This window comes from Dialister sp. (genome assembly GCF_047832375.1).
Taxonomy (GTDB): Bacteria; Bacillota; Negativicutes; order Veillonellales; family Dialisteraceae; genus Dialister.
Window position 1 is genome coordinate 2108208 of record NZ_CP181256.1, and the last position, 24424, is coordinate 2132631.

Consider the following 24424-nt stretch of genomic DNA (forward strand, 5'->3'; position numbering starts at 1 on the left):
AGCTAAAAGCTAGCAGCCCCGTGCCAGTGACTCTATCCAACAGCATGCCAAACCGCTTACTCTAACAGCTCGCAATACTGAAATATCGCAATCCCATCACTTTGCCAGGGACGATACATAGACGAACTGGATACCTTCTGCCTTCAGCTTCGGTACCATCTGACGGAATGCTTCCGCCGTCTTCGGGCGGCAGTGTCCGATCATGACATAGGTGCCGTATTTTTCTGCCCGGTTGGCCGCTTCCCGGATCATAGCGGAAATGGCAGCCACATCGGCTTCGTTATCTACAAAAAGATCATTTCTTACATAAGGTACGCCGTAGGCAGCCGCTGCCCCATCGGCGGCGGTGGTGGAATTCGTACGGCTGTCGAAGAAGAAGAGATGACGGTGATGAAGCTCATTCATCACCACGTCCATGGTGCGCCTGTCAATGGTGGCCTTGGAGCCCTGGTGGTTATTGATACCCACCGCCTCCGGCACCTGGGACAGGGAATCCTTCAGCATGGACCGGATGGCCTCATCGGACATGGAAGTAAGAATGACCTTCTGTTCCATACCGATGCCGGATACGGACTCCATGGGCTGGTGCAGGATCACCGGCAGCCCATGGGCATGCCAGGAGAGGGCAGCATCCCTGGTGTGGACCTGGTTCGGCATGACCGCCAGGGTCAGTGGGATGCCCATGGATTCGTAGACGTGCTGGGATGCCATATCCCGGCCTGCGTCGTCGATGACCACCGCCAGCCGGCCTTTCACGGTGGCCGGGGTATTCGGCTTCGGCGCCGCTGCCGGTGCAGACGCTTTCACTGCTGCCGGAGTCCCATTTCCTTTAGAGCCTTTGGAAACAACCGATGAACCGGTACTGCTTCCCTTCGCAGTAGAAGCGGAAGCAGAAGCGGTTCCCCTGCTGCCGGCAGAAGAAAGGGCTTTGGAACTATTACCGGGGGCACCTGCGGAGGAAGACGTGGAGGCCGTCTCCTTTCCTGCAGGAGCCGTGCCGTTAGACCGGGATGCCACCACAGTCTTTGTTTCGCTGCCGATTTCCGCCTTTTCCGTAGAAGAGGGCTCGCTTTTCCCTGTGATTTTAGATACGATGGCAGGGAGGCTGAAGGAAGCGGTTTTCTCCTTTGCCGGAGCCGCCCCGTTTTCTGTCTTGTCCGCCGTCTTTGCGGTATTGGAAGAAGCAGCGGGCACCTCATCGTCCGCCTTTACATTGACAGTGACCACCTTATCCATGGCAGCCTTGATTTTTTCCTTTACGCTTTCCGGGGTGCCCTGGTCTTCCTTCGGCACGAGGCCCTGCATTTCCTTATCGTTGAAAAGATGGCCGATGGTTGTCACATTCTGGGCCACCTGGGAGTCCGGGGCGTTCGTCATGCGGTCGGTCATATAGGCAGCTCCCATAATGAGGGCCAGGAAGAAGAAAAGCACCATAAACGGGTGGCCTCCCTTTCTCCGAAGGGTCCGGGACTTTGTATTTTTCCTGCGTGTCATAGTTTTTCCTCATTTCATGGAATGAATGGCGAATTTATTTTCTATATTATATCATACCCCTTGTCATTCCATAGACAGCTGCCTCACATGGTATGTGTCAAGGTTTTCTCGGTACTTTATTTGACAGTCGATGTTATCAGGTTTCCCAGCCTCTGCTTTCTCAATAAATCTGTATCGCTTTAGCAAGCTGGCCCATCGGAGTTGAAGTCGCTCCGTATACGCCTATACGGCCTTCCAGGCACCCGGGACGGTAATTCCGTGCGTTCCTGTGCCATTTAGCGTCCCTGGCGGCTTTGCGGTTCGTTTTTACGGCTGCTACGACCGCCTTATGCATCTGCCGGTCCATCTTCTTGTAGGCTTTGCCTGCAGCACAGTAAATCAGGGCTTTTTCCAAAGTGTCATTCTGGGTAGCAGTAATCAGCGTGCCTATTGAATCCATACCTATCCTGCACCAGCTGCGCCCCTGCTTTTTCAGACGGTAGCTATAGCGTCGGTGGTCGCTTTCAGCTGCCCCCAGGTGGATATCGGTTCGGATTCCGCGCTCCCGGATGCCCGGGATATAGTCGGCGTTGCGGCTCAGATAGTCTGCCAGTCTCCGTACCTGCTCGGCCTGTTCTTCTGTTTCTGCGTAGCTGGCAGCCGTATCCAGATATGGCTTCATATCTGTGATGACATTTCTGCTCTTATTCAGTTCAAGCACGAATTTATCGATGAATCCACGTGGGCAGAAGCTGAGGCGGGTCCGCACTTTCTCATTCACATGGTATCTGTCCCGGAAATGGTAATGTGTCTTGCATCCCTCGACAATATTGTCGAAGTCATCGAAATTATATCCTGCTCCGCCATCCCCGTTGGAAAGTACTGTAATCTCGCTCAGATTGTACCGGCCATGCACCCACACCTTGACGAGTTCAAACAGCCTTTTCCTATCCGTTCCAGAGAAGCAGTGGTACCCTGTCAGTCTCGAACGTTTTCCATTCTTCTCGACGCCCTCATAGACCTGGATTCGGTGAAGTTCTATGTTCTGGCCGCCTTTGGTATCGGTGACGGGGTCCGCCTGCTGCTTCATTACAATCCCATCGCCCTCAATAGCCAGCAGCCCGTCCTCCGGTACTCTCTTCTCGGCCTGCTCCATGGCTGCATCTGCTGCTTCGTATTTTCTAACCATTTGGGCGGCAGTGCGGCTGAGATTTGAAACTGTCTGATGTGAAATATCCGTCTGGGTCAGAGTTTTCACGATATGGCTCACATTACGGAACTGGGTAACCTGGGCAGCCTGGGCAATGCGCAGAATCACTCCCATGCTATAGTGACGGGAAGGCAGAAATCCAAATTTCTTATCTAATGGGTAAAATCCCTGCTTTCCGGCCATCTCCAGCCGCCTCCGCTTGTAGGTGACAGGACCAAACAGGCAGTATATGGTTCTGGAATCCCGCCGGGAAATCCGCCACCCCTGAGGCTTGTAGACCCTCTCATACAGCTCGCCATCGATCATTTCGAAGGCCGTCGCCACAAGAAGGCCAAAGAGTTCCGTGAAGAGGTGCCAGAGAACCTGCTCCATGGCCAGTGAATCCTTGGAGTCCTTGATACTCTTGAGAATTTCCTCCTGAATAAAAGGTTTGAAAAGTTCGATATTCTCTGATAAAATGCTCATTGGGAAGAGTCCTTTCTTTTGATTTGTTGCAAGGAAATTATAACATTTCCATCAAAGGGGACTCTTCCCTTTTCTATCCAGCAGGGGAGAAATCCTCTACCGAGAAACATTTTACACTAAGCCTCACATGCCTCTTCCTTTCCACCATGATATAATAGAGGAAATTGGAAGCAATAAGGAAGAGAGGCTGATTGTAATGAAACTGGTCGTAGTAAATAAACTGTCCGATGAAAAGATCAAAGCCCTTCAGGAAGCGGTGCCGGGATCCATCGTGGAAGCCTACAAATCGCCGAAGGAAGCGCTTCCCCACGTGGCCGATGCCGATGCCATCGCCCTCTGGGGTTTCCAGAATGTGGAGCCCCTGCTGCAGGCGGCGCCGAACGTGCGCTGGGTCCATTCCCTGTCCGACGGCGTCGAAAAACTGCTGACTCCCAGCATGATGAGCCGTCCCATTATCCTCACCAACTCCCATGGTGTCCATGACCGGGCAGTATCGGAACACACCATGGCCCTGCTCCTGTCCTGGTTCCGCCGCATTCCCGATGCGGTCCGCAGCCAGGCTGCCCATGAATGGGTGAGGCCCCATGGGGAGTCCCTCTTCGGAAAGACCATCCTCATCGTAGGATTCGGCGGTATCGGCCGTGCCATTGCCCAGAGAGCCAAGGTCTTCGAGACCCATATCCTGGCAGTGAAAAAGCACCTGACCCGGGAACTTTTCGCAGACCACGTGTATACCCAGGAAGAAATCATGGAAGTCCTGCCGAAGGCGGATATTGTCATTGCCGCCCTTCCTTCCACACCGGAAACAGAGAATTTCTTCGATGCGGAAAAATTCAAAGCTATGAAGCCCTCTGCTCTCTTCATCAACATTGCCCGGGCTTCGGTGGTAGATGAACCGGCCCTCATCGATGCCCTCCGGAATAAAACCATCGCCGGCGCCTGCATGGATGTATTCTCTAAGGAGCCCCTGCCGCCGGACCATCCCTTCTGGGATATGAAGAATGTCATCATGACCCCCCACATCGCCTCCATGGTGCCGGATTTCTGGAATAAGCTTACCTATCTTCTGGAAACGAACTTCATCGCCTTCAGCCATGGTGAGAAAATGCTGAATGAGATTGATAAGCAGAAGGGGTATTGAAATTAAGATTTGAGATTTGAGAGTTGAGAGTTGAGGTCCCGCGGCTTCGCCGCAATAAGATATCAGACAAAATCAACAGACCCGTTGCAAAAGCACCCCAACCTCCCCTCTTTAGAGGGGAGGGGGACCGCTTGCGGTGGAGGGGTGCAGTCAGGAACTGATGAAATGGCCCACATGGCTTGTTCGTTTAGCCATCAGCCACCAGTTGCCAGCTACTGATTTGCAATAGGCAAATCAGCTCAATGCCCCGCCCCTGTTGACACGAAACGAAACATCCCAATAAAAAAATCCCCGGAAGAATCCGGGGATTTTTTGGTGGTTTATTTTCCCATGGCGTCAGTGAAATTCTTGATGATGACAATCGGGGTTTTCTGGTTATCGTTGCCGAAGGGGTTATCGATGAGGATCTTTGCAATCTGCTTCGGGTCCAGGCCCTTGCTCTTGCCGAGGACTGCGGCCCGCTTCAAATCATTGACATCAGCGATAACGGCACCATAGGCGCCGGTGGCTGCCTTGATTTTTTCGCATACATTATCCGTATCTGCCGGTCCGTAAACGAGGCATTTATCGAAGGGCGGCATGGTGCCGGTGACATCATCGATGAGGGATGCCTGGCGGCAGCGGGCATAGAAGACGCCGTTCTTGCCGAAAATCTTGGCTACCGCACCAAGGATGAAGGAGAAGAGCATATTCCACTTGCCCTCTTCATCCATGGCGGCCTGCATGCCGTAAATGCTGGCCATGGAGCCGGCGGACGGTACAAAGCGGTTCATGAGCCGTGCCTGCCAGCATACATTCAGTTCTTCCGGCCGCACGTAGCGGTTCTGGGTGATGGCTACCACCGATTCAGCGGAGCACACGATGTCGTGGTCCGTGATCTGGTCGCCGGCGTATTCCTTGATGGCTTCCACGATATTGTCGTGGTGGGTGAGAATTCGGGTATGAATCGGTACGAGTTCAAGTTCTGCCATTATTTTCTCACCTCCGTTGTGTATTCATAGAGAGCATTCTGCAGCTCTTCCCTGGTAATTACGATTCTTGTCTTCGCATAGTAGTAGTCGCTTCTGGCTACGACCTGGTAAATGATATCCATGCCGAATTCCGGGAACGTTTCCAGGTCGGAAAGAATGCTTTCGCCCTTTCCTTCAATGTCCAGGGTAATGAGGAATTTCTTTTCCTTACCGGGATCCAGGATGAAGGCCTGCCAGTAATCATCGTCCCTGGGGGTATCAAAATCCGTCAGGTGGCCGGTGACCCGGGCCTTGTCGTACTGTTCAAAGGGGATGTAAATACGGACGAAGGCATCCATAATGGTGCCCAGCTGCTTGCCCACATTCTTGATGGGGATGGTAAAAGACAGGGTCACATGGCGCATGCCCATGGACTCCACCTTCAGCGGGGTCCGCCTGGATTTCAGCATCCGGAGCACGCAGTCCCCTTTAATTACAGCCACTGCCCAGTAGGCAATAAAGCCGAGGCAGATGAGGAGGACAATGACTGCCACAATTTTCAGCACTAACAACAACATTCTTCACTCACACTCCTAAAAGATTTGTTTTTTTTACGGTTACCGGCCCGAAAAGCCGCCGCACCAGTGGCGCCGCATGGGTCAGCTCATCGGTGAAATAGAAATGGCTTGTCCCCTTTTCCCCGGCCAGGGCATCGGAGGCCTCCAGGATTTCCATTCCCTTCTCCACCGTAGGAAGGGCGGGGTCAATGAATGGGACTCCCGGCAGGGCTTTCCGGAATGCTTCCGGCGCCAGGGGGTAGTGGGTGCAGGCCCAGTAACCGGCATCTATACCTAATGCATGATACTCCTTTGCGGCCTCCAGTACAAGGGAAGAAATGAAATTTTCCTCTTTTCCCTGCTCAATGGCTGCCGCCACCCCGTCGCAGGGAACCTCTACCAGGTCAAGGCCCGGGAATTTTTTCTCCAGATACTTCTTATGGGCATGGGTCCGGATGGAAGCGGGGGTTGCAAAGATGCCCAGCTTTTTCGTTCCCGCCGGCAGGGTGATGTCGAGGCTCATCTTCACCACCGGCACATTCCCCTCCGTGAAGGAGGGAGGCACGTTGAAGGAAATGGTATTGCAGGCGATGATAATCATCTTTACGTTCTTTGAAAGGAGGAAATCCTTGATTTCTCCGGCGAACCGGCCAATTTCCTCCCGGCTCCGTTCCCCGTAGGGATTCCGTTTGCTGTCACCCAGAAACAGGATGCCCTCATCGGGATATCTTTCATGGAGCACCTTCGCCACCGTAAGGCCTCCTACGCCGGAATCCATGACGCCAATCGGTCTGTTGTCCATTACGCTCTATCCCCTTTGGAAATATCAATGAGCTTTGTCAGCTTTTCCTTCGGAAGCCGCACGATCCGGCCGGTCTTCATGTCGGTGTACGTATTCACCGTATGGCCGGTGGTGAGAAGGGCTCCCGTCTTCTCTGAAACCACTTCATAGTCGAAATCCATCCGTGCCCGGTCCACTCGCCTGAGGTAGGTCTTAATGAGAAGCACCTCGTCGTAATGGGCGCTCTGGTGGTACTTCACGTTCACTTCCACAATGGGAAATACAATGCCCTTTTCCATGAGCTCCGTAAGGTCCACATCCCCTTCCCGGAGATACTCCACCCGGGCCTCCTCGAAGTAGCGGAGGTAATTGGCATGATGCACCACCTGCATGCCATCGGTTTCGTAGAATTTGACTCTGCGTTTATATATATACATAATTATTGACCTCCATATGTGTTTTATTTTACCACAGAATGGGGATATTGGGGGGGTGAAGGGTTTCCTGCACTTAAGGTAACATATAAATGCCCCGCGATATTTCAGTGAGCTGTTGAGTTCGACACTGGTGGGTAGAGTCATTCGAGCGGGGGCTTCTAGCTGCTAGCTCCTGGCTTCTAGGAAAGATCAACAGCCTACGGCACGAATGACTGCTGGAAACAGGTAGGAAGCGCCGCAGGCCGGCCAGCTTTCCTAGTAGCTAACAGCTAGAAGCTAGCAGCCCCGTGCCAGTGACTCTGCCCAACAGCATGCCAAACCGTTCGCTCCAACAGCTCGTCAAACCACAATTTGTGGCCTTCTCGCCAAAATAGAAAGCCCCGGACCGGAGTCCGGAGCTCTTTTATTTTCCGTAAGTATCCCATTCCATTTCCATAAGCCGCCAGCTGTGGTCGGCGCTGTGCTTCTGGAGCTGGAGGATATCCTTTTCCTGCTCTGTATTCTGTGAAAGAGCTGTCTCCGCTTCCCAGCGGATATCATTGAGCTGGTCATCGTACTGGGATGATTCCACATTCATCATCCGTTCCTGGAGGTCCGTAATGAGGAATTGCTGGTACACCACCACCGCAGCCAGCACGGCCAGGGCGACATAAAAGGGCCTGTTCCTCTGCCAATCCAGCTTTTCTTTCCAATGGTCCAGGGAAATCATGATTTCTTCATTTCATCATCCAGTTTTTTATTTTCATTCAGCAGCGCCAGATGGTCCTTCGTGAATTCGATCCACAGCCGGGCTGCCCGGGAGAGGAAGCGTCCCTTCTTCCAGATAGCATAGAGATGGTGGGTCATCCGGGGTTCCGTCATCACCCGGGTCACCACTTTGCTGTCCTCGCTGTTTCTCGGGCAAAGCCGGGACGGCAGGATGGCCACGCCCAGGCCACTGGCCACGGTCTGCAGCATGAGTTCCCGCTGGCTGGTCTCGAAGACCACCTTCGGCGAGAAACCGATTTTCTTGCAGTTCGTCAGGATATCATCATGGAGGTTAAAATCATCCCGGTACAGCACCAGTGGATAATCGGCCAGGAGCTTCATGGGTACTTCCTTGTTTTCTTCCAGGGGGTATCCCTTCGGCATGACCACGCACATCTCATCTTCCGACAGGAAGAAAGATTCGAAATCCTTATTCGGGATGGTGCAGATGATACCTACATCAATGATGCCTTCCTGTACGGAGGATTCGATGACCTTGGAGCCGTGTTCGTAGAGCTTGATGGCAATCTGGGGATAGGTTCTCTTGAATTCCCCCAGCAGTTTTGCAAAGACATGGGCATCGGTAATGGGCGGAAGGCCGATTTCGATGGTGTCCTGCTTCAGTTTGAATTCATTTTCAAAATCCGATTTCAGGTGTTCGAAGACGAAGAGGCACCGCTTGGCATAGTTGTAGAAAATGGTGCCGGGTGCCGTGATTTCTACGGTCTTTGCATTGCGGATGAACAGGGTGACTCCCAGTTCTTCTTCCAGAGACTTGATCATACGGCTGATGGCGGACTGGGAAATATGGAGGTTTCTGGCTGCTTTGCTGAAACTCTTCTGCTGGGCCACTTCCATGAAGTATTTGAGATGACGGTAATCCATAGGGCGTTCCTCCTGTCCTTCCGGATATAAACAGGCAGATCCGGATACCATGCGGTTTCTGCCGTGAATCCTTGTGCAAAGGTCCTCTTTATTCTATAATGAAGGTGCCTGGCAGGACTTAGCCCAAATGTCAGTTCATCATGATTTGTATAGAAGAAAGTTGGACTATCTATGCATATTTATCATAGAACTATTGTACATAATTTCCGGCTATCTTGCAAGGGAAGGTTCATGAAAAGGAGCGAGAAAGCGGGGAGTTTCCGCTTTTTGCCATTTTTCAGAAGGATTTTCATTCATTCATTTCCTCGGAGGAAAAGGGAATTTCTGCAGGGTTTCTGTGTACCCTCATTTCTTTTACCGATCCGCAGGGAAGAGTGGCATTTCATTTTTACAAAGGAGTGTTGATTCTGTGAGAAAAGTAAAAACAATGGACGGCAATACAGCAGCCGCCTATATTTCCTACGCCTTTACAGAAGTAGCTGCGATTTACCCCATTACCCCTTCCTCCCCCATGGCGGAATCGGTGGATGAATGGGCTGCCCATGGCAAGAAGAACCTCTTCGGTGATACGGTGCATGTGGTAGAAATGCAGGCTGAAGGCGGCGCTGCCGGTGCTTTCCACGGCTCCCTCCAGGGTGGGGCACTCACCACCACCTACACCGCATCCCAGGGGATGCTCCTCATGATTCCGAACATGTACAAGGTAGCCGGCGAACTGCTGCCGGGCGTATTCCACATCGCCGCCCGTGCCCTTGCCAACCACGCCCTGTCCATTTTCGGCGACCACCAGGACGTCATGAGCGCCCGGGCCACGGGCTGCGCCATGCTGGCAGAAGCGAACGTCCAGGAAATCATGGACCTCGCCGGCATTGCCCACCTGGCTGCCATCAAAGGCCGGGTCCCCTTCATCAACTTCTTCGATGGCTTCCGTACGAGCCATGAAATCCAGAAGGTAGAAGTCCTTGACTACGATGAACTGGCTCCCCTCATCGACCGGAAGGCACTCGCAGAATTCCGTGCCCGCGCCCTGAACCCGGACCATCCGGTCATCCGCGGCACCGCAGAAAATCCGGATGTCTACTTCCAGCACTGCGAAGCGGCGAACCCCTTCTACAACGCCCTGCCTGATATCGTCCAGGACTACATGGACAAGATTTCCAAAATCACAGGAAGAAGCTACCACCTCTTCGACTACTACGGCGCACCGGACGCTGACCGTATCGTCATCGCCATCGGTTCCGTCACCGATATCTGCAAGGACGTCACCGATGCCCTCAATGCCCATGGCGAAAAGGTGGGTGTCCTGAACGTCCATCTCTACCGTCCATTCTCCGTGAAGCACTTCCTGGAACAGATCCCCTCCACCGTGAAGAAAATCGCTGTCCTCGACCGCACCCGTGAACCGGGCGCCATCGGCGAACCGCTGTACCTGGATGTGGTATCTGCCATCGCCTCCTCCGGCCGCTCCATCAAAGTCTGCGGCGGACGTTACGGTCTGGGCTCCAAAGATGTGATCCCGGAAGATATCATGGCAGTCTATGAACATCTGAAAGATGAAAATCCGCGTCACAACTTCACCCTGTCCATCAACGATGATGTGACCGGCCTGTCCCTGGCTCCCGTACCGGTTCCGGAAATGCCGGCAAAACTGGTATCCTGCAAGTTCTGGGGCTTCGGTTCCGACGGTACCGTAGGTGCCAACAAGAGCGCCATCAAGATCATCGGCGACCACACAAACCTCTACGCCCAGGGCTATTTCGCCTATGACTCCAAGAAATCCGGCGGTGTCACCATTTCCCATCTCCGCTTCGGCGAAGACCCCATCCGGAAACCTTACCTCATCCGGAAGGCTGACTACATTGCCTGCCACCGTCCGTCCTACATTTATAAGTACGACCTCCTCCGGGGCTTCAAACCCGGCGGCATTTTCCTCCTGAACTCCCCCTGGAGAAAGGAAGACCTGGACCGGGTACTGCCGGCAGCCATGAAACGGAAACTTGCCGCCCTTCATGCGAAGTTCTACATCATCGATGCCTTTGAAATCGCCAAGAAGATCGGTCTCGGCGGCCGCATCAACATGATCATGCAGTCTGCCTTCTTCCACCTCACCCACATCATCCCCGATGAAGATGCGGTGAAGTACCTGAAGGAATCCAATGAAAAATCTTACGGCCGCAAGGGCCAGAACGTGGTAGACATGAACAATGCCGCTGTAGATGCCGGCATGACCGGCATCGAAGAGGTGGAAGTCCCGGCATCCTGGGAACATGCCACCACCGGCGGCTCTATTGCCCGGGTAGCCCGTCCTGACTTCGTGAAGAACGTGTGCGACGTCATGAACCGGCAGGAAGGGGACGACCTCCCTGTATCCACCTGGAAGGGCCTGGAAGATGGCACATTCCCCTCCGGCACCTCTAAGTACGAACGGCCGGCAGCTGCCATCAATATTCCTGAATGGATTCCGGAAAACTGTATCGAATGCAACCAGTGCTCCGTGGTATGCCCCCATGCCACCATCCGCCCTGTCCTCGTAACGGAAGAAGAAGCGGAAAAAGCACCGGAAGGATTCATTGTGAAGGAATTCCGGGGCCCCGTGAAGGGACTGAAATTCCGTATTATCATTGATCCCGAAGACTGCTACGGCTGCGGCATCTGCGCCAACACCTGCCCCGCTCCGAAGAAGGCTCTCGTCATGAAGCCGGCAGAAACCCAGCTGCCAAAGCAGAACCTCTGGGACTACGCCATGAGCCTGCCGGCCCGGAAGAACCCCCTGGGCAAGGGCAACCTCAGAAGCGCCATGTTCGAACCGACATACTTCGAATTCTCCGGTGCCTGCGCCGGCTGCGGCGAAACGCCGTACATCAATATGGTGACCCGCCTCTTCGGCGACCGCATGATGATTGCCAATGCCACCGGCTGTTCCTCCATTTACGGAGCCAGCTCCCCCTCCATGCCTTACACAAAGAATGCAAAGGGTGAAGGACCGGCATGGGCAAACTCCCTCTTCGAAGATAACGCAGAATACGGTCTCGGCATGCACCTGGGCGAAGGCAAGCTCCGTGACCGGCTTACCAATAAGCTGAAAGCCGTTCTCCCTGCTGCAGATGACACCGTAAAGGGCGCCATCGAAGAATGGCTGGACAAGAAGGATGTAGGAAACGGCACCAGAGACCGGGCTGACAAGCTCGAAGCCGCCCTCACTGCTGAAGTGGCTGCCCATCCGGAATACAAGGAACTGCTGGACCTGAAGGACCACTTCGTGAAGAAATCCCAGTGGATCTTCGGCGGCGACGGCTGGGCCTACGATATCGGCTTCGGCGGCCTGGACCAGGTCCTCGCTTCCGGGGAAGATGTGAATGTCCTCGTCCTGGATACCGAAGTGTACTCCAATACCGGCGGACAGTCCAGTAAATCCACACCGGCCGCTGCCATTGCCAAGTTCGCAGCTTCCGGCAAGAAGACAAAGAAGAAGGACCTCGGCATGATCGCCGTCACCTACGGATACATCTACGTAGCCCAGATCGCTTTGGGTGCTGACATGAACCAGGCCTTCAAAGCCATCAGCGAAGCTGAAGCTTACCCGGGACCGTCCCTCATCATCGCCTACGCTCCCTGCATCAACCATGGCCTGAAAGCGGGCATGGGCAAATCTTCGGAAGAAGAAAAGAGAGCCGTGGAATGCGGCTACTGGTGCAACTGGCGCTACAACCCCCAGCTCCTGGAACAGGGCAAGAACCCCTTCCATCTGGACAGCCGTGAACCGAAGGGCAACTTCCGTGAATACCTCATGGGCGAAGTCCGTTTCGCTTCCCTGGCAAAACTCTTCCCTGACAAGGCAGAAGAACTCTTCGAAAAGACCGAGAGAGATGCCCGCCAGCGCAGGGAAAACTATGTCCGCATCCAGAAATCCTACGATATGGAACTGGCTGCGAAGGCAGAACAGAAATAATCGCTGCTTAGCGGTATAAGAAAAGGACTGTGAGAAATCACAGTCCTTTTTCTTTGCGGAGGGAAGGATGCCCTGCCAATTTCAGTGAGCTGTTAGAGCGAGCGGTTTGGCATGCTGTTGGACAGAGTCACTGGCACGGGGCTGCTAGCTTTTAGCTTCTAGCTGCTAGGAAAGCCGGCCAGCCTGCGGCGCTTCCACCCGGTATTCCCGTCAGTCATTCGTGCCGTAGGCTGGCCAGCTTTCCTAGAAGCTAGCCGCTAACAGCAAGAAGCTCCGCACGAATGACTCTACCCATCAGCGCCAAACCCAACAGCTCGACAAACCGCAATAGTCACATACCTCAATCTATGGTATAATCTATATAGATAATCATCAATTTTATTACAAAGGAGGATTCCCATGGATACCACAGTGAAAAAAGGCCTGCTCTATGAAATGAAGAACGGATTTCCCATCACCCTGACAGAAGAAGAATACAAAGACAGGGAAAAAGAAGTCCGCTCCATCGCTTCCGATCTCTACGTCAATATGGACGTGCTGGACCTGGTAGAAAAGGACTACAAGCTGAAACTGCTGGTCCTCTCCATGGCCTCCTACTTCGGCTTCGACCGGGTGACAGGAGAACAGCTGCTGGATGCGGCCCACCTCACCTGCCCGCCGGAACTGAACCCCATGAAATACTTCTTCATGAAAGCCGGCTGGACCCCCTACTACCTGGAATACACCTTCAAGGAAGACCTGGGTACCCACTTCCATGAAGTCATGGACACCTTCTACACGGACGTAGAATTCTACATGGACATGTCGGAGCACCTGAAATACGTGCGCCTCCCCAACGCTTTGAGAATTATCTGAGGATTATTGATACTTTTAGCAACAGCAAATTTCTTGGCTACCCCTCTGGGGGAGCTGCCAAAGGCTGAAGGGGGTGTATCTGCTCTAAGCTGCTAAACCTCAACTTTACCATCCCCCCAATTACCAAATAAAGAACTCCCATCACAGTCACTTGCTGTGATGGGAGTTCTTTCAGTTCAGCTTTATTTCCAAATCATGGACCCATTATTTCTGGAGTGCAGCCAGCTGTTTCTTCAGATTGTCATTTTCTTCTTCCAAAGCAGCCTGCTTATCTTTCAGAGCCTGGATATCCTTCATGATATCGGAAACAGTGCCGGCGCTCGGATTGACCACGCGGCCACCATGACCGATTCTCCGGGTGTAGCCGATATTGGCACCCATACGGTGTTCATCAGCGCCCAGGTCCGTAGCCACACCTACAGAAAGGAGAGCGTCATGGTTGAAGTGGTAGAATCCACCCAGAGCCAGAGCTTCCGTACCATCATAGGTACCAACTGCAGCAGACAGCTGGAAGCGGGCATCTCCCTCATCATAGGACAGCGGATGGAGTCCGCTCATAGCCATGGACAGGGCACCTACGGTGTCCACTTCCTTGGATACATCGTGGATCCGGTTCTGAAGGCGGGTTACTGCATCCTCACGGGTTGCAATTTCCTTATTGAGGCCAGTCTGCAGTGCGTTATCGGCAGCAGTCCGTTCATTGGCTTCCTTCGTATCTGCAGCGGTGCGGGCAGCTTCTTCAGCTGTTACGGCAGCTGCACGATCATTGGCTTCCTTATCGATGTTGTTCTGCAGTGTCTTATCAGCGGCAGTGCGGGCATTGGTCTCGGTGGTATCTGCATCAGCACGGGCTTTAGCTTCCTTATCAATGTTGTCCTGCAGTGTCTTATCAGCGGCAGTGCGGGCATTGGTCTCGGTGGTATCTGCATCAGCACGGGCTTTAGCTTCCTTATCAATGTTGTCCTGCAGTGTCTTATCAGCGGCAGTGCGGGCATTGGTCTCGGTGGTATCTGCATTAGCACGGGCTTTAGCTTCCTTATCAATGTTGTCCTGCAGTGTCTTATCAGCGGCAGTGCGGGCTGCGATTTCCTTATGAAGGGCCGTATCCACATTCGTAAGATTCTGGCCAATGGACTGGTCTTTCTTAATCAGGTCGCTTTCGGAAGTAATATCCTGGTTACCGGAAATTACGTCCATCCGGTCTTTCATGCTATCAGCTATCTGACTAGCTTTAGCTGCAGCCTCATTAGCTGCTTTTGTTGCATCCGCAGAAGCCACGGCGCCGGAGCTGTTTAACGTATCCTGGACGCTCTTATTGATTGCGGCCTGGTCGTTTACAGCTTTATCAATGTTGCCCTGCAGTTTCTGATCTGCTGCTTCACGGGCAGCTGCTTCGTTAGCATCCTGCTGGTTCAGCTGGGTCGTAATGGTGCCGATGTTCTTATTGAGGGTGTCAAAGCCATTGGCCATGTTGGTGTTAATGGTGCTGATGGCCTTATCCTGGGCTTTATCGGCACCGATACGGGCAGCTGTTTCCTTTGCCAGTCCTGCATCCAGGTTGGTTACGTTATTACCAATCGTATCTTTTGCTTTTACAATAGCCCCATCCTTGACAGCAGCATCAGCCTTCGTCACATAGGTGTCAGCTGCATCTTTCTGGAGGTATTCCTTCACATTGGTGATCCGGTCATTCAGGGCGTTATCCCCGCTTTCACGAGCTGCTGCTTCTGTTTTATCTGCAGCTTCACGAGCAGCTGCTTCATTGGCATCCTGCTGGTTCAGCTGGGTTGTAATGGTGCCGATGTTCTTATTGATGTTATCAAAACCGGTAGCCACATTCTGGTTCACCTGTTCGATGACCTTGTCCTGAGCCTTATCGGCACCGATGCGGGCTGCCGTTTCCTTTGCCAGTCCTGCATCCAGGTTGGTTACGTTATTACCAATCGTATCTTTTGCTTTTACAATAGCTCCATCCTGGACAGCAGCAGCATCCTTTGTTACATAGGTGTCAGCTGCATCTTTCTGGAGATATTCCTTCACATTGGTGATCCGGTCATTCAGGGATGTTTCCCCATTTTCACGGGCAGTTTTTTCAGCTGCAATGGCCGATTTATTGGAAGCAATTGCTGTCGTGTTATCACCAATTGCTTTTTTATTGGCAGCGATTCCGTCTGTATTGGCGGCAATATCTTTCGAATAGTCCTTAGATGCAGCCTGTGCATTTTCCAGCTGTGTAATTCTCTGCCTGTTGGAATTGACGCCCTGCTGCAGTTCATTAATCTGGTGGGCTGTGTCATCAGCCGCCCCTGCCGGCTGGACTCCAAAGACGGTGCCTCCCGCAAGAATCATGGATGCTAATACGAGACCAGATAATTTTTTACTCTTAATCATATGGTATCCCTCCAAAAATAAATTGTTTTTCCATCTGCGTCAGGAACAGGAAACGCATCTTTCCTATAGGACATTCTCCCTGAAATTTTCTCCTACCTGCGGTGGAAAAACTAGGCTTAGTTCCAGAGTACTACCCCCCCGGTTTTAGTCAATGCTAAAGATATTTCTTAACTTTTATTTATGTGTTAAAGTCATTACTGTCACTATTTCTAATGATTTAATGTAATTTAAATAGGGATAATTCAGCAGTGTCTATCGAAAACTATTCATGTGAATTCTCCTATCGTTTTCAGATAATCAGTATTTAATTAAACATAGATTTACGTACGTTTTGTATTTTATGTCAACTGCCTGTTTTATTGATAATGCAGAATGGAAGCAGGAAATCAGTCTCCACAAGTATATACTTGAAATCGAATTTACAATAAATTTCCTGTCATTGAATTCCACCTTTTTAACCAATGTGCGAAAAATTTCCGGCCCTTCCATATATCAGTATATAAAGCTGATGGAACGGACGGTTTTGCAAGCTGACGATTGGAGGCATGGCTTTGAGCATTGAACTGAATAGCCGCCGCGCGGCAGTTTTGCGTGCTAAAGTATAGCGTTCATTAGGGGTGGGGCTGCTAGTGTGTCATCTCAATCATATTTGGGATGATGAATAATGTTGGCAAAAGAAGGATCACTACTGTTGCGTACCGTTTTTAAATACTGCAGACTCTGAATCTAACTCGTCATCTCGAGCGGTGGTAAGCGCCGAAATGATGTAATACGCAAAAATAGAATGTGAGATAGAGTCGAGAGATCTCCCAGATAGATGCCTCTGGCGGTCTTACAACGCTAAGTACGGTTAAAAAGCCCTGTATTCCCGAACGCAAGAAAGATTTCTCGACTCATCGTAGCTGTAGCGATTTTTGCCTGTACAATCACTTTGCATGCTACCACCGCTCGAAATGACGTTATAGGGGTAGTTTCTACTTGCGAATCTATTACCAAGTTATCATATAATTAGACTATCATTATCACAAATGTGATTGAGACAAGACTCCAGCAGCTAGCAGCCCCGCCCCTGATGACACCACCCTTCAGCATGCAATCCCGCCGCATAGCGGCTATCCAGCTCAAGGCTGAAGGCTCACTGCTCAAGGCTCGTGACTCTACACGTCAGCATGCCAAAAGCAAAAAAACAACAGCTCATACCAATTGCCCATTCAGCGGAATTTCAGGCAATGAAAAAGCGCCTCACTGCAAGGCGCTTTCTGTTTCGCATTTCTGTCCGTTACCCTTCTTTCTCCATCCGGCCGCTGCCGATGCCCAACGCTGCGTTCCGCTGCATGGTGACCTTATCCACCGGTATGGAAAAGTCCGGCCCGAAGAGTTCATGGGTCAGGAATTCCGGCTCCACCGTATCTACGATCCGCTTCGCCGCATCCGTCGTAAAGGGCCGGTGCTGGTCGATGCTGATGATGTGGTGGCCAATGATTTCCGGTGTAATCTTTGCCGGCGGTGGGCCCACATGGGTCCGCTGGTAGTCAGCGGAAATAGAACAGGACAGGTGAATGCCCCTGATAAGGCTTTTCATACTGCCCAGCCGGTTCACCACACGGCAGACGTAGTCCGCTCCATCCGATTCGGTCCGGATATTCCAGTTCGTGTTCATGAGATGGCCAGTATCCAGCATGATCCCCACATTCTTCCCCGGAAGCCGGTTGAAGAAGTAGTCCACATCATCGGGCTTCAGGGTATAGAGGCCCGGCCAGAAGATATTTTCAAAGAGTACAAGCACCGATAAAGGGACTTCATCGGCCACGGCGCTGTACACCTCTGCCGCTGCCTTCAGCACTTCCTTGCTGCTGTGGCGAAACTGTCGGGTCCAGATTTCTTCCACGCTGCAGTCTGCCACATGCCACACAAGGTACGCCGGCTTTTCTGCCAGCGCCGCCCGGATATTATTCCGGATCCGCCGCTCCCAGGCTTCCACCGTGGTACCTCCAAAATAGTCGATGAGGGACTTCTCTGTAGGGAAGTCCTTCTTATATAAATCGCTCCGCCCCAGATAAAAATTCATCCAGTCCGGCCAGTAGGCCAGATGGCATCCAACGGTGAGCGAGGGTACCGGATGTTTTGCCGGCTCCTCCCCGTACACCAGATTTTCAATGCCGTCAAGATGGAGGTCTGTTATTATTTTTCTTATATCCTCTTCCCTGTCATACGGCATCATATAATGACTCACTGACTGCTTCAATATGCATCCCCTCCGCCGGTCATTTATTTTTTCTCCTCCTTCGGAATGCTTGCATTGTACACATCCACCACATGCTGCGCTTTCTGTACCGCCTCATTTCTCTTGTTGATGATGTCATTGGCATCATTGGTGGCTCCATCGATATACTTCTGTGCCGCTTTGATGTACTCATTCACCGCATCCGCATATTTTTTGAAATTCTCGTAATCCTTCACCCCGCCTGCCGGAGGCTGGGGCTCTGCCGGAAGCACTCCATCCACCGTGGGATAGGGCGTAGAAACATTGGTAGCCGCCGGATCCGCCTGCGGCGCCGCTGCGTCCTCCGCCCAAGCGGGAGAAGCCCCCATCACCAGGGCTGCCACCAGAAGGGATATACATAATTTTTTCATAGAACCACTCCTTTCCTGTTACACTAAGAGCGCCTGTAACCACATAAAAAGCACGGAAAAAGGATATAAAAAGCCATTAGCCTAAATCATCCAATCCGTGCCATGCGAATGTACTGATTCTTTTCCGGAAACATCCCGGCACCCTGACTCGGTTCCCCGCCTCCCGATGCCCTTGTGAAGGGACTGCCATCGAAAAACTCCCCATACAGCTGCAGCACAGCTCCGGCTTCCCACCGGATTCCCCGAAATGTTTCCTATTTTTACTTTTATAATTATAAACCATATGATGGTCATGTGGTCAAGTAAGGAATACAAAAAGGTAAGTGTCAAGTTTTCCTCGGTAATTCATTTGACTGTCGATAATTACTATCTCCGTGGCTTCGGTTTTATCAGTATTTCTGTATAGCTCTAGCCAGTCTTCCCATTGGTGAAGAAGAAGCTCCATAAACGCCTATACGCCCCTCCAGGCATCCTGGCCTATAGTTTCTCATTTTGCGCTTCTGCGCCTCACTCCGGACATTCTAGGCGATTTTACGCTCTGCCTGCACCGCAGCCTTGTGCATGGCTCTATCCATCTTTTTGTAGCTTTTTCCATTAGCATGGTACAGGAGAGCTGCTGTAAGTGTTTTATTCTTCCGGGCGGTCAATACCCAAACCATACACTCCATTCCCTCGCTGGACCAGCTCCGTCCCTGCCGCTTCATGCGATAGCTATAAAACCGGTGATTTGTTTCTGCAGTCCCCAGGTAAATCTCTGTATGGATGCCGCGCTGACTCAGGCTGGGGATATAGGGAGCATTTCTCTCCAGATAGCTCTGCAGCTTGTCTACCGCCTCCAAATCCGCCTCTGTTCGAGCGCAGCTCCGGGCAGTATCCATCCATACGGGAATCTGTTTCATAATATCGTCGCTCTGGTGAAGTTCTCGGATAATACGGTCTATCAGTTTCCTGTTGCAGAAGCTGAGCCGGGTCCGGATCTTTTCATGCACATGATAACAGTCGCGGAAGTGCTGGTGATCCAGGCAGCCTTCTACCATTCGCTCAAAGTCCTGAAACTGGTATCCGGACCCTCCATCCCCATTCGACAGCACTGTGGTCTTAGACAGGTCATAGTGCCCATGCAGATAGCTTGCTACCAATGCAAAAAGTTCTTTTCTGCTGGTAGATGCAAAGCAGCGAAGTCCTACCAGTTCTGTCCTGTTGCCATTTTTCCTGACTCCCTCATATACCTGGAGGCGGTGCACTTCCGAAACGCCGCCTTTCTCCTTGTTCTTGAGTACAATTCCATCTCCTTCAATCGCTATAATTTCCGGCTGTGTCAGTTTTTCAACCTTTTCCTCTTCTGCCAATGTTTTTTCGTAAGCCTTTGCCTTCTTACCGGCATAATTCTTGAGTGAGATAACGGACTGATGGGAGATGGTAATCCCTGCCAGGCTTTGCAGGAGTTCGCTGGCACTGCGAGATGTGGTAATTGCGACAGATTCGACAATCCGCTCAATCATTCCCAGGCTGTAGTGCTTTCTGGGTTCAAAGCCCATTTTGCGGTCCAGGGGATAGAAGCTCTTCCCATCTTTCTGCAGAAGTCTTCGGGCATAGGTCAGCTCTCCATAGCGACAGTAAATCGTCCTAGAGTCCCGGCGCGCCACACGCCACCCCTGTGCCTTGTAAATCTGATACAGCTCGGCATCAATACGCTCCAGGGCCATAGCTATAAGCTGACAGTTCATTTCAGTGAGCCAATGAGTTAGCTTCCTTTCAGCCTCGATAGAGTCATCAGATTTCTTAATGAGAGAAATGACTGCACCAATTGCATTTTCACTCCAAATTTCTCCAGTTTTTGTTATAATATCCATGAGGAAAGCCCTTTCTTTGTTTTATTTGTGCACGGAAATTATAACATTTCCACTCAAGGGGAGGCTTTCCTCTTTTATTGTTTCTGGAAAAATTCCCCTACCGAGTAAAATTTTACACTAAGGAAATGAAGCTGAGGTCGAGGTCGAGATTGAGATCGAGGGCAAGATCTCAAATCCAGGTCTGGTGATTCATCTCAAGTATATTTGTGGTAATTCCACATCATAACTTTTGTATAGAACCCTATGTGAGGCCGCCCCCAATAACGTCATTTCGAGCGGTGGCAAGGGAACTGGATTCGTAAGGAGCTACAGGCGACTGAGAATCCAGTGACACGCTTCCCCTCGGGTGGCAGCATGCTAAGTGGCAATGCATCTTTAGAATCGCTAAAGCTATGATGAGCCCCGAAATCTTTCTTGCGTTCGGGGATACCGGACTTTTTAAACGGGCTTAGCGTTATAAGACCGCCAGAAGCACCTATCTGGGAGATTTCTCGACTCTATCTCACATTCTATTTTTATGTATTACATCATTACGGCGCTTACCACCGCTCGAGATGACGAGTTGGGGATAGAGTCAACATGTGCCATTATCACAAATGTGATTGAGACGCATCACCAGCTCAACAACCGCTCTGAGGTTGACACCGACTCATGATGATTTGTGCAACCCGTATTCGCGACCACTCCAGCGGGGTGGCCGAGGTCTCGCTGCTATCTATGGGTTCTCATTCCTTCCTGTTCATATAGGCCAATGTATAGAAGTCGGCGATGATGTCGGAGAGAAAGTACTGCCAGCCTTTGATACCCACATAGCATTTTTCCGGGACCGACAGGTTTACCCGGGGCATGAGGAAGTTTCGGTAGATGCATCGGCTGTAGTTTGCTGCTTCGTTCCTGATGTTGCTGTTTCCCAGGACCAGGGCCAGTTCCCCCTTTGCCACGTTTACCGGTTCGAAGGGCTCCCAGGGAATGGTGCCTTCTATATTTCCTTCTCCCGGGCCTTCGATGCGGAGGTGGATGTCTCCGGGGTCCGGGAATTCTTCCTGCAGTGCCGGGATGAGGCCTTCCGCCATGCCCTCGGTGAGGCAGGCGTATATATCGCCGAAACGGAGTATGCGGTTATTCCATTTGAGACGAATCACGGCCAGGTCGATCTGTTCCTGCCTTCTTCCTGTTTCCCTGTCTATTTCTGAAAAGTCCGGGGCCATCCCCAGAAGGGCGGCTGCTTTGGCCAGCCATTTCCGGGTTTCCCCAAGGCCATAGGGGACTGGGAGGATGGCATAGTCCATGTTTTCATTTTCTTTGAGCCATTGAGCAGCCTTTTCCCCCAGTTCCGAATAGAGTACAAGATTCAGGGATGCCTTTTTCAGTTCCGCCGCTTTTTCCAGGGTCAGTCCATCTTCTCCCAATACCACATTCACCCGGATGCCCACCAGGGAAAGGAGGCGCCGGATTTCCCGGAGGTTTCCTTCCCACAGGGGATAGGCCGTGGACCAGCCGATAATGTTGACTGTCCTTTCTTCCTTTTCTTCTTCCTTCAGCGGCAGGGTTTCTAGGAATCGGACCAGTCCCCTTTCATAGCCCGTCATGAACTGTCCCCGAAGGCCGCCGCTGTCTAAACTAACCACGGGCGCCGTAATCCCGGCGGCCCGGCAGATACCCTCCATATCATCACCGATGAGACTCATGGCGCAGCTGGTGAGGAGTGCGATGAGGGCAGGGTGCTGTTCATCTGCTATTTCATGGAGTGCTTCCGTCAGTTCATCGGCCGCTCCGAAGACCAGGTTCTGCTGTCTCACTTCGCTGCAGTAGAACTGCTTTTCATATTTCTTTTCAATCCCTGCCATTTCAGCTGCCGCAATGGAGGAGCACCACCGGGGTCCATGGACCAGGACCGCGCAGCGGGAAAGGCTCAGAAAGAAATTGGCGCTGCCTGCCATTTCACAGTATCCCTGGCAGGGAAGCCAGCGACTCATGGTTTCAGAACTCATAGATAACTCTCCTTCCGCCACCGGTCATGGCGGCCTTTGCTTTTTCCAAGAGGTTTTCCACGCCTCCCATTCCCACCTGCTGCACCGAAATGCCCAGCTGGTGCGGAATGCCCGCCATAGGTGTAGTAGTAAGGACCATGTCCACGGACTTCGCATAGTCCCTGACCTTATCCTCTCCATCCACAATGGGAATTCCCGCCAGTTCTTCAAATTCCCGGATATGGTGAACCTGCTCTTCCTTTTCTTTGGAAGTCAGATCATTATGGAGGATGATAACCGATGGAATCATGCCCGCCTTCATGAGTGTGAGCAGGTGGTTCTCGATACGGCAGAAGCGGAGAGGAAATCCCAGGACCAGGGCCAGCTTCTTTCCTGCCAATGCTTTTCCTGTAGTCTTCGCTACTTCTTTAAACCGCCTTTCTTCTCCGTCTATGATGGCCTCTGCCTCGTTCTCCATGCCCAGCAGTGCCCCCAGGCCTCTCACAAACTGGCGGGTACCGGCCTCTCCTATGGGATAATTTCCGAGATAGCATGGCGCACCGTACCGATTGGCCATGGATTTTGTATAGTCCTGCATCGCATTAAAATGGTCCATGGAAAAGCCTACAGCCATAAACAGGGAAGCCTTAGGGATTTCCCTGAAATCTTCGACGGTCATGCAGTTCGGCGGAAACAGGACTCTGTTAAATCCAAAAAGGGACAGGAGCCTTGTGATTTCGGCAATGTTATTTTCGTTGGCAGTGCCCCGGTTCTCGCCAAAGAGAACCGCCAGGTGTTCTTTTTTCTCTCGGATTCTTTCCTTTCCTGAAAACCGGTCTATCAGAAGTGTCAGAAGGTCCACCTGGGTTTCCACATGGTGCCTGCTCATAAACCCGGCCCCCGGTACCAGAAGTACGGGGATTCCCGTTTCCTCCTCCACTTCCCGGCACACAGACGATACATCATCCCCTATGACCCCGGCCGTACAACCGGATACCACCACCATGTACCGCACCCAGGGGAGGCGGGATACATCCATGAGGCACTGGCGCAGAATCTTTTCTCCTCCAAATATAGCCTCCCTGTCGGTAATGCCGGTCACGAAAAGACGGTTTCCATCAGGAATCACCAGCGAAGGCTCTCGAAGGTAAGCCCGGCGCCGAATCATCCAGTGCCCTTCAAAGGCCAGATGGGAGCAGGCTTTCGGTGTATGCATAATCACCGCTGCCCCAGGATTGCAGGACACTGAATAATAGGCGGTGCCCAGGTTGCAGAACATGGTCGTTTTCCGCTCAGATTGTCTCAGCATGGTATCACCTCAAAATGATGGAAGTCGATTCTATGGTCCTTCCGATCGCAGTCAAACAGAATCATAGACGGATTTCCATGATAAGAAAATACGCATTTCCCTTCCGAAAGGATGGCACTATCCCCAATGGTCATATCCATCTTTTCATATTTTCCCGTCTGGTTGCAGACAATAACCGGGCAGCCGCAGCGAATGGATGCGTTCCTCCATACCGCCACCGGATCCGGGCAGCAGGACGCCGGCGGCCAGGCGGCCGAGACGAAAACCAAATCTGCCCCTGCCTCTTTCATGGCGATGCAGGGTTTTTCATAGTACACATCGGCACATACCAGGAGCCCTGCCTTAATAGCACCGACCGGAAACAGGTGAATCCGGTCTCCCAAAGTGATCCATTCCTCGGCACCAATCTGAGGGGAATACATCTTCCGATGCACCCCTCTTTCTTCTCCATGGGGAGAAAGGAAAAAGCAGGAATTGTAGGCCCTGCCATCCGGCATTTTTTCCACAGCTGAGAGGAAAATAGAGATCCCCATCTCCTTTGCCAGTCTGAGAAAAGGAAGAAATTCCTCGGAATCATGGACCGGTACTTTTCCCAGGGCATTTTTATTTCTTTCATAAAAATAGTACCCCTCCAGTGCCGTTTCCGGCGTCACAACGACAGTGGCCCCTTCTTTTGCAGCCCCTTCTACAGCCTCCAGCAAAAGTTTTTCGTTTTTCTCCCGAGGTCCTGCTGCAAGATTCAGATGAAGTAATGCGATTCTCATAGAACACCTGCCTTTTCTGCCTATAAAATTGAGGCACATACAAGATGCGCCCC

At 51.9% G+C, this 24424-nt stretch carries 17 protein-coding genes, 1 pseudogene and 1 riboswitch; of the genes and pseudogenes, 3 read left to right on the top strand and 15 right to left on the bottom strand.

Annotation, left to right across the window (positions count from 1 at the left end; all coding sequences use genetic code 11):
• Positions 1-96 precede the first annotated feature (96 nt).
• Complete coding sequence (locus ACFWUL_RS08350; protein WP_416176971.1) at positions 97-1494, bottom strand: divergent polysaccharide deacetylase family protein; 1398 nt, start codon at positions 1492-1494, stop codon at positions 97-99.
• Between the two features lie 160 nt (positions 1495-1654).
• The gene (locus tag ACFWUL_RS08355) at positions 1655-3148 is read right to left on the bottom strand and encodes an ISLre2 family transposase (protein ID WP_416176748.1); all 1494 of its coding nucleotides are present in this window, start codon (positions 3146-3148) and stop codon (positions 1655-1657) included.
• A 196-nt stretch (positions 3149-3344) separates the two neighbouring features.
• On the opposite strand from ACFWUL_RS08355, the gene ACFWUL_RS08360 reads away from it, so the two are divergent.
• Positions 3345-4289, top strand: coding sequence for a D-2-hydroxyacid dehydrogenase (locus ACFWUL_RS08360; protein ID WP_416176972.1), 945 nt, complete (start codon positions 3345-3347; stop codon positions 4287-4289).
• A 320-nt stretch (positions 4290-4609) separates the two neighbouring features.
• Here the strand turns inward: ACFWUL_RS08360 and ACFWUL_RS08365 are convergent, their stop codons facing one another.
• The 6 genes from ACFWUL_RS08365 to ACFWUL_RS08390 form a co-directional block, all read right to left on the bottom strand.
• Positions 4610-5260, bottom strand: a complete 651-nt coding sequence (locus tag ACFWUL_RS08365; RefSeq protein ID WP_296098717.1) for a coenzyme F420-0:L-glutamate ligase — start codon at positions 5258-5260, stop codon at positions 4610-4612.
• On the bottom strand, positions 5260-5817 hold the full coding sequence (locus ACFWUL_RS08370) for a hypothetical protein (protein WP_297021436.1): 558 nt from the start codon (positions 5815-5817) through the stop codon (positions 5260-5262). Before ACFWUL_RS08370 ends, ACFWUL_RS08365 begins: the two co-directional genes overlap by 1 nt.
• Positions 5818-5824: 7 nt before the next feature.
• Complete coding sequence (locus ACFWUL_RS08375; protein ID WP_416176973.1) at positions 5825-6598, bottom strand: glutamate racemase; 774 nt, start codon at positions 6596-6598, stop codon at positions 5825-5827.
• Positions 6598-7014: an acyl-CoA thioesterase gene (locus tag ACFWUL_RS08380; RefSeq protein ID WP_297021441.1), complete on the bottom strand. Its 417-nt coding sequence runs from the start codon at positions 7012-7014 to the stop codon at positions 6598-6600. The genes ACFWUL_RS08375 and ACFWUL_RS08380 overlap by 1 nt, the downstream gene beginning before the upstream one ends.
• A 403-nt stretch (positions 7015-7417) precedes the next feature.
• A complete protein-coding gene (locus ACFWUL_RS08385; protein ID WP_297021443.1) occupies positions 7418-7723 on the bottom strand; it encodes a hypothetical protein in 306 nt (101 codons plus the stop codon).
• Complete coding sequence (locus tag ACFWUL_RS08390) at positions 7720-8646, bottom strand: LysR family transcriptional regulator (protein ID WP_297021445.1); 927 nt, start codon at positions 8644-8646, stop codon at positions 7720-7722. Before ACFWUL_RS08390 ends, ACFWUL_RS08385 begins: the two co-directional genes overlap by 4 nt.
• Before the next feature lie 427 nt (positions 8647-9073).
• Here ACFWUL_RS08390 and nifJ point away from each other — a divergent pair, with 427 nt between their 5' ends.
• Together nifJ and ACFWUL_RS08400 are read left to right on the top strand one after the other, a co-directional pair.
• Positions 9074-12595, top strand: coding sequence for a pyruvate:ferredoxin (flavodoxin) oxidoreductase (nifJ, locus tag ACFWUL_RS08395; protein WP_416178123.1), 3522 nt, complete (start codon positions 9074-9076; stop codon positions 12593-12595).
• 399 nt (positions 12596-12994) lie between these two features.
• Positions 12995-13450: a hypothetical protein gene (locus ACFWUL_RS08400; protein WP_416176974.1), complete on the top strand. Its 456-nt coding sequence runs from the start codon at positions 12995-12997 to the stop codon at positions 13448-13450.
• Positions 13451-13654: 204 nt separating this feature from the next.
• On the opposite strand, the gene ACFWUL_RS08405 is transcribed toward ACFWUL_RS08400, so the two are convergent.
• From ACFWUL_RS08405 to ACFWUL_RS08435, 7 genes and pseudogenes are all read right to left on the bottom strand, one after another.
• Complete coding sequence (locus tag ACFWUL_RS08405) at positions 13655-15841, bottom strand: YadA C-terminal domain-containing protein (RefSeq protein WP_416176975.1); 2187 nt, start codon at positions 15839-15841, stop codon at positions 13655-13657.
• A 1279-nt stretch (positions 15842-17120) separates the two neighbouring features.
• A complete protein-coding gene (locus tag ACFWUL_RS08410) occupies positions 17121-18062 on the bottom strand; it encodes a hypothetical protein (RefSeq protein ID WP_416176976.1) in 942 nt (313 codons plus the stop codon).
• Positions 18063-18109: 47 nt separating this feature from the next.
• Positions 18110-18475: a hypothetical protein gene (locus tag ACFWUL_RS08415; protein ID WP_288781178.1), complete on the bottom strand. Its 366-nt coding sequence runs from the start codon at positions 18473-18475 to the stop codon at positions 18110-18112.
• Positions 18476-18612: 137 nt separating this feature from the next.
• A riboswitch (cobalamin riboswitch) is annotated at positions 18613-18718 on the bottom strand.
• Between the two features lie 146 nt (positions 18719-18864).
• Positions 18865-20328 (bottom strand): annotated as a pseudogene (locus ACFWUL_RS08420) (ISLre2 family transposase).
• 725 nt (positions 20329-21053) lie between these two features.
• A complete protein-coding gene (locus tag ACFWUL_RS08425; protein ID WP_416176977.1) occupies positions 21054-22319 on the bottom strand; it encodes a nitrogenase component 1 in 1266 nt (421 codons plus the stop codon).
• Entirely contained in the window at positions 22309-23607 is a 1299-nt protein-coding gene (locus ACFWUL_RS08430; protein WP_416176978.1) for a nitrogenase component 1, read from the bottom strand. Before ACFWUL_RS08430 ends, ACFWUL_RS08425 begins: the two co-directional genes overlap by 11 nt.
• Positions 23601-24371 carry a carbon-nitrogen hydrolase family protein gene (locus tag ACFWUL_RS08435; protein WP_416176979.1) on the bottom strand — a complete coding sequence of 257 codons (771 nt, stop codon included), beginning with the start codon at positions 24369-24371 and terminating at the stop codon, positions 23601-23603. The genes ACFWUL_RS08430 and ACFWUL_RS08435 overlap by 7 nt, the downstream gene beginning before the upstream one ends.
• Between the last annotated feature and the right edge of the window lie 53 nt (positions 24372-24424).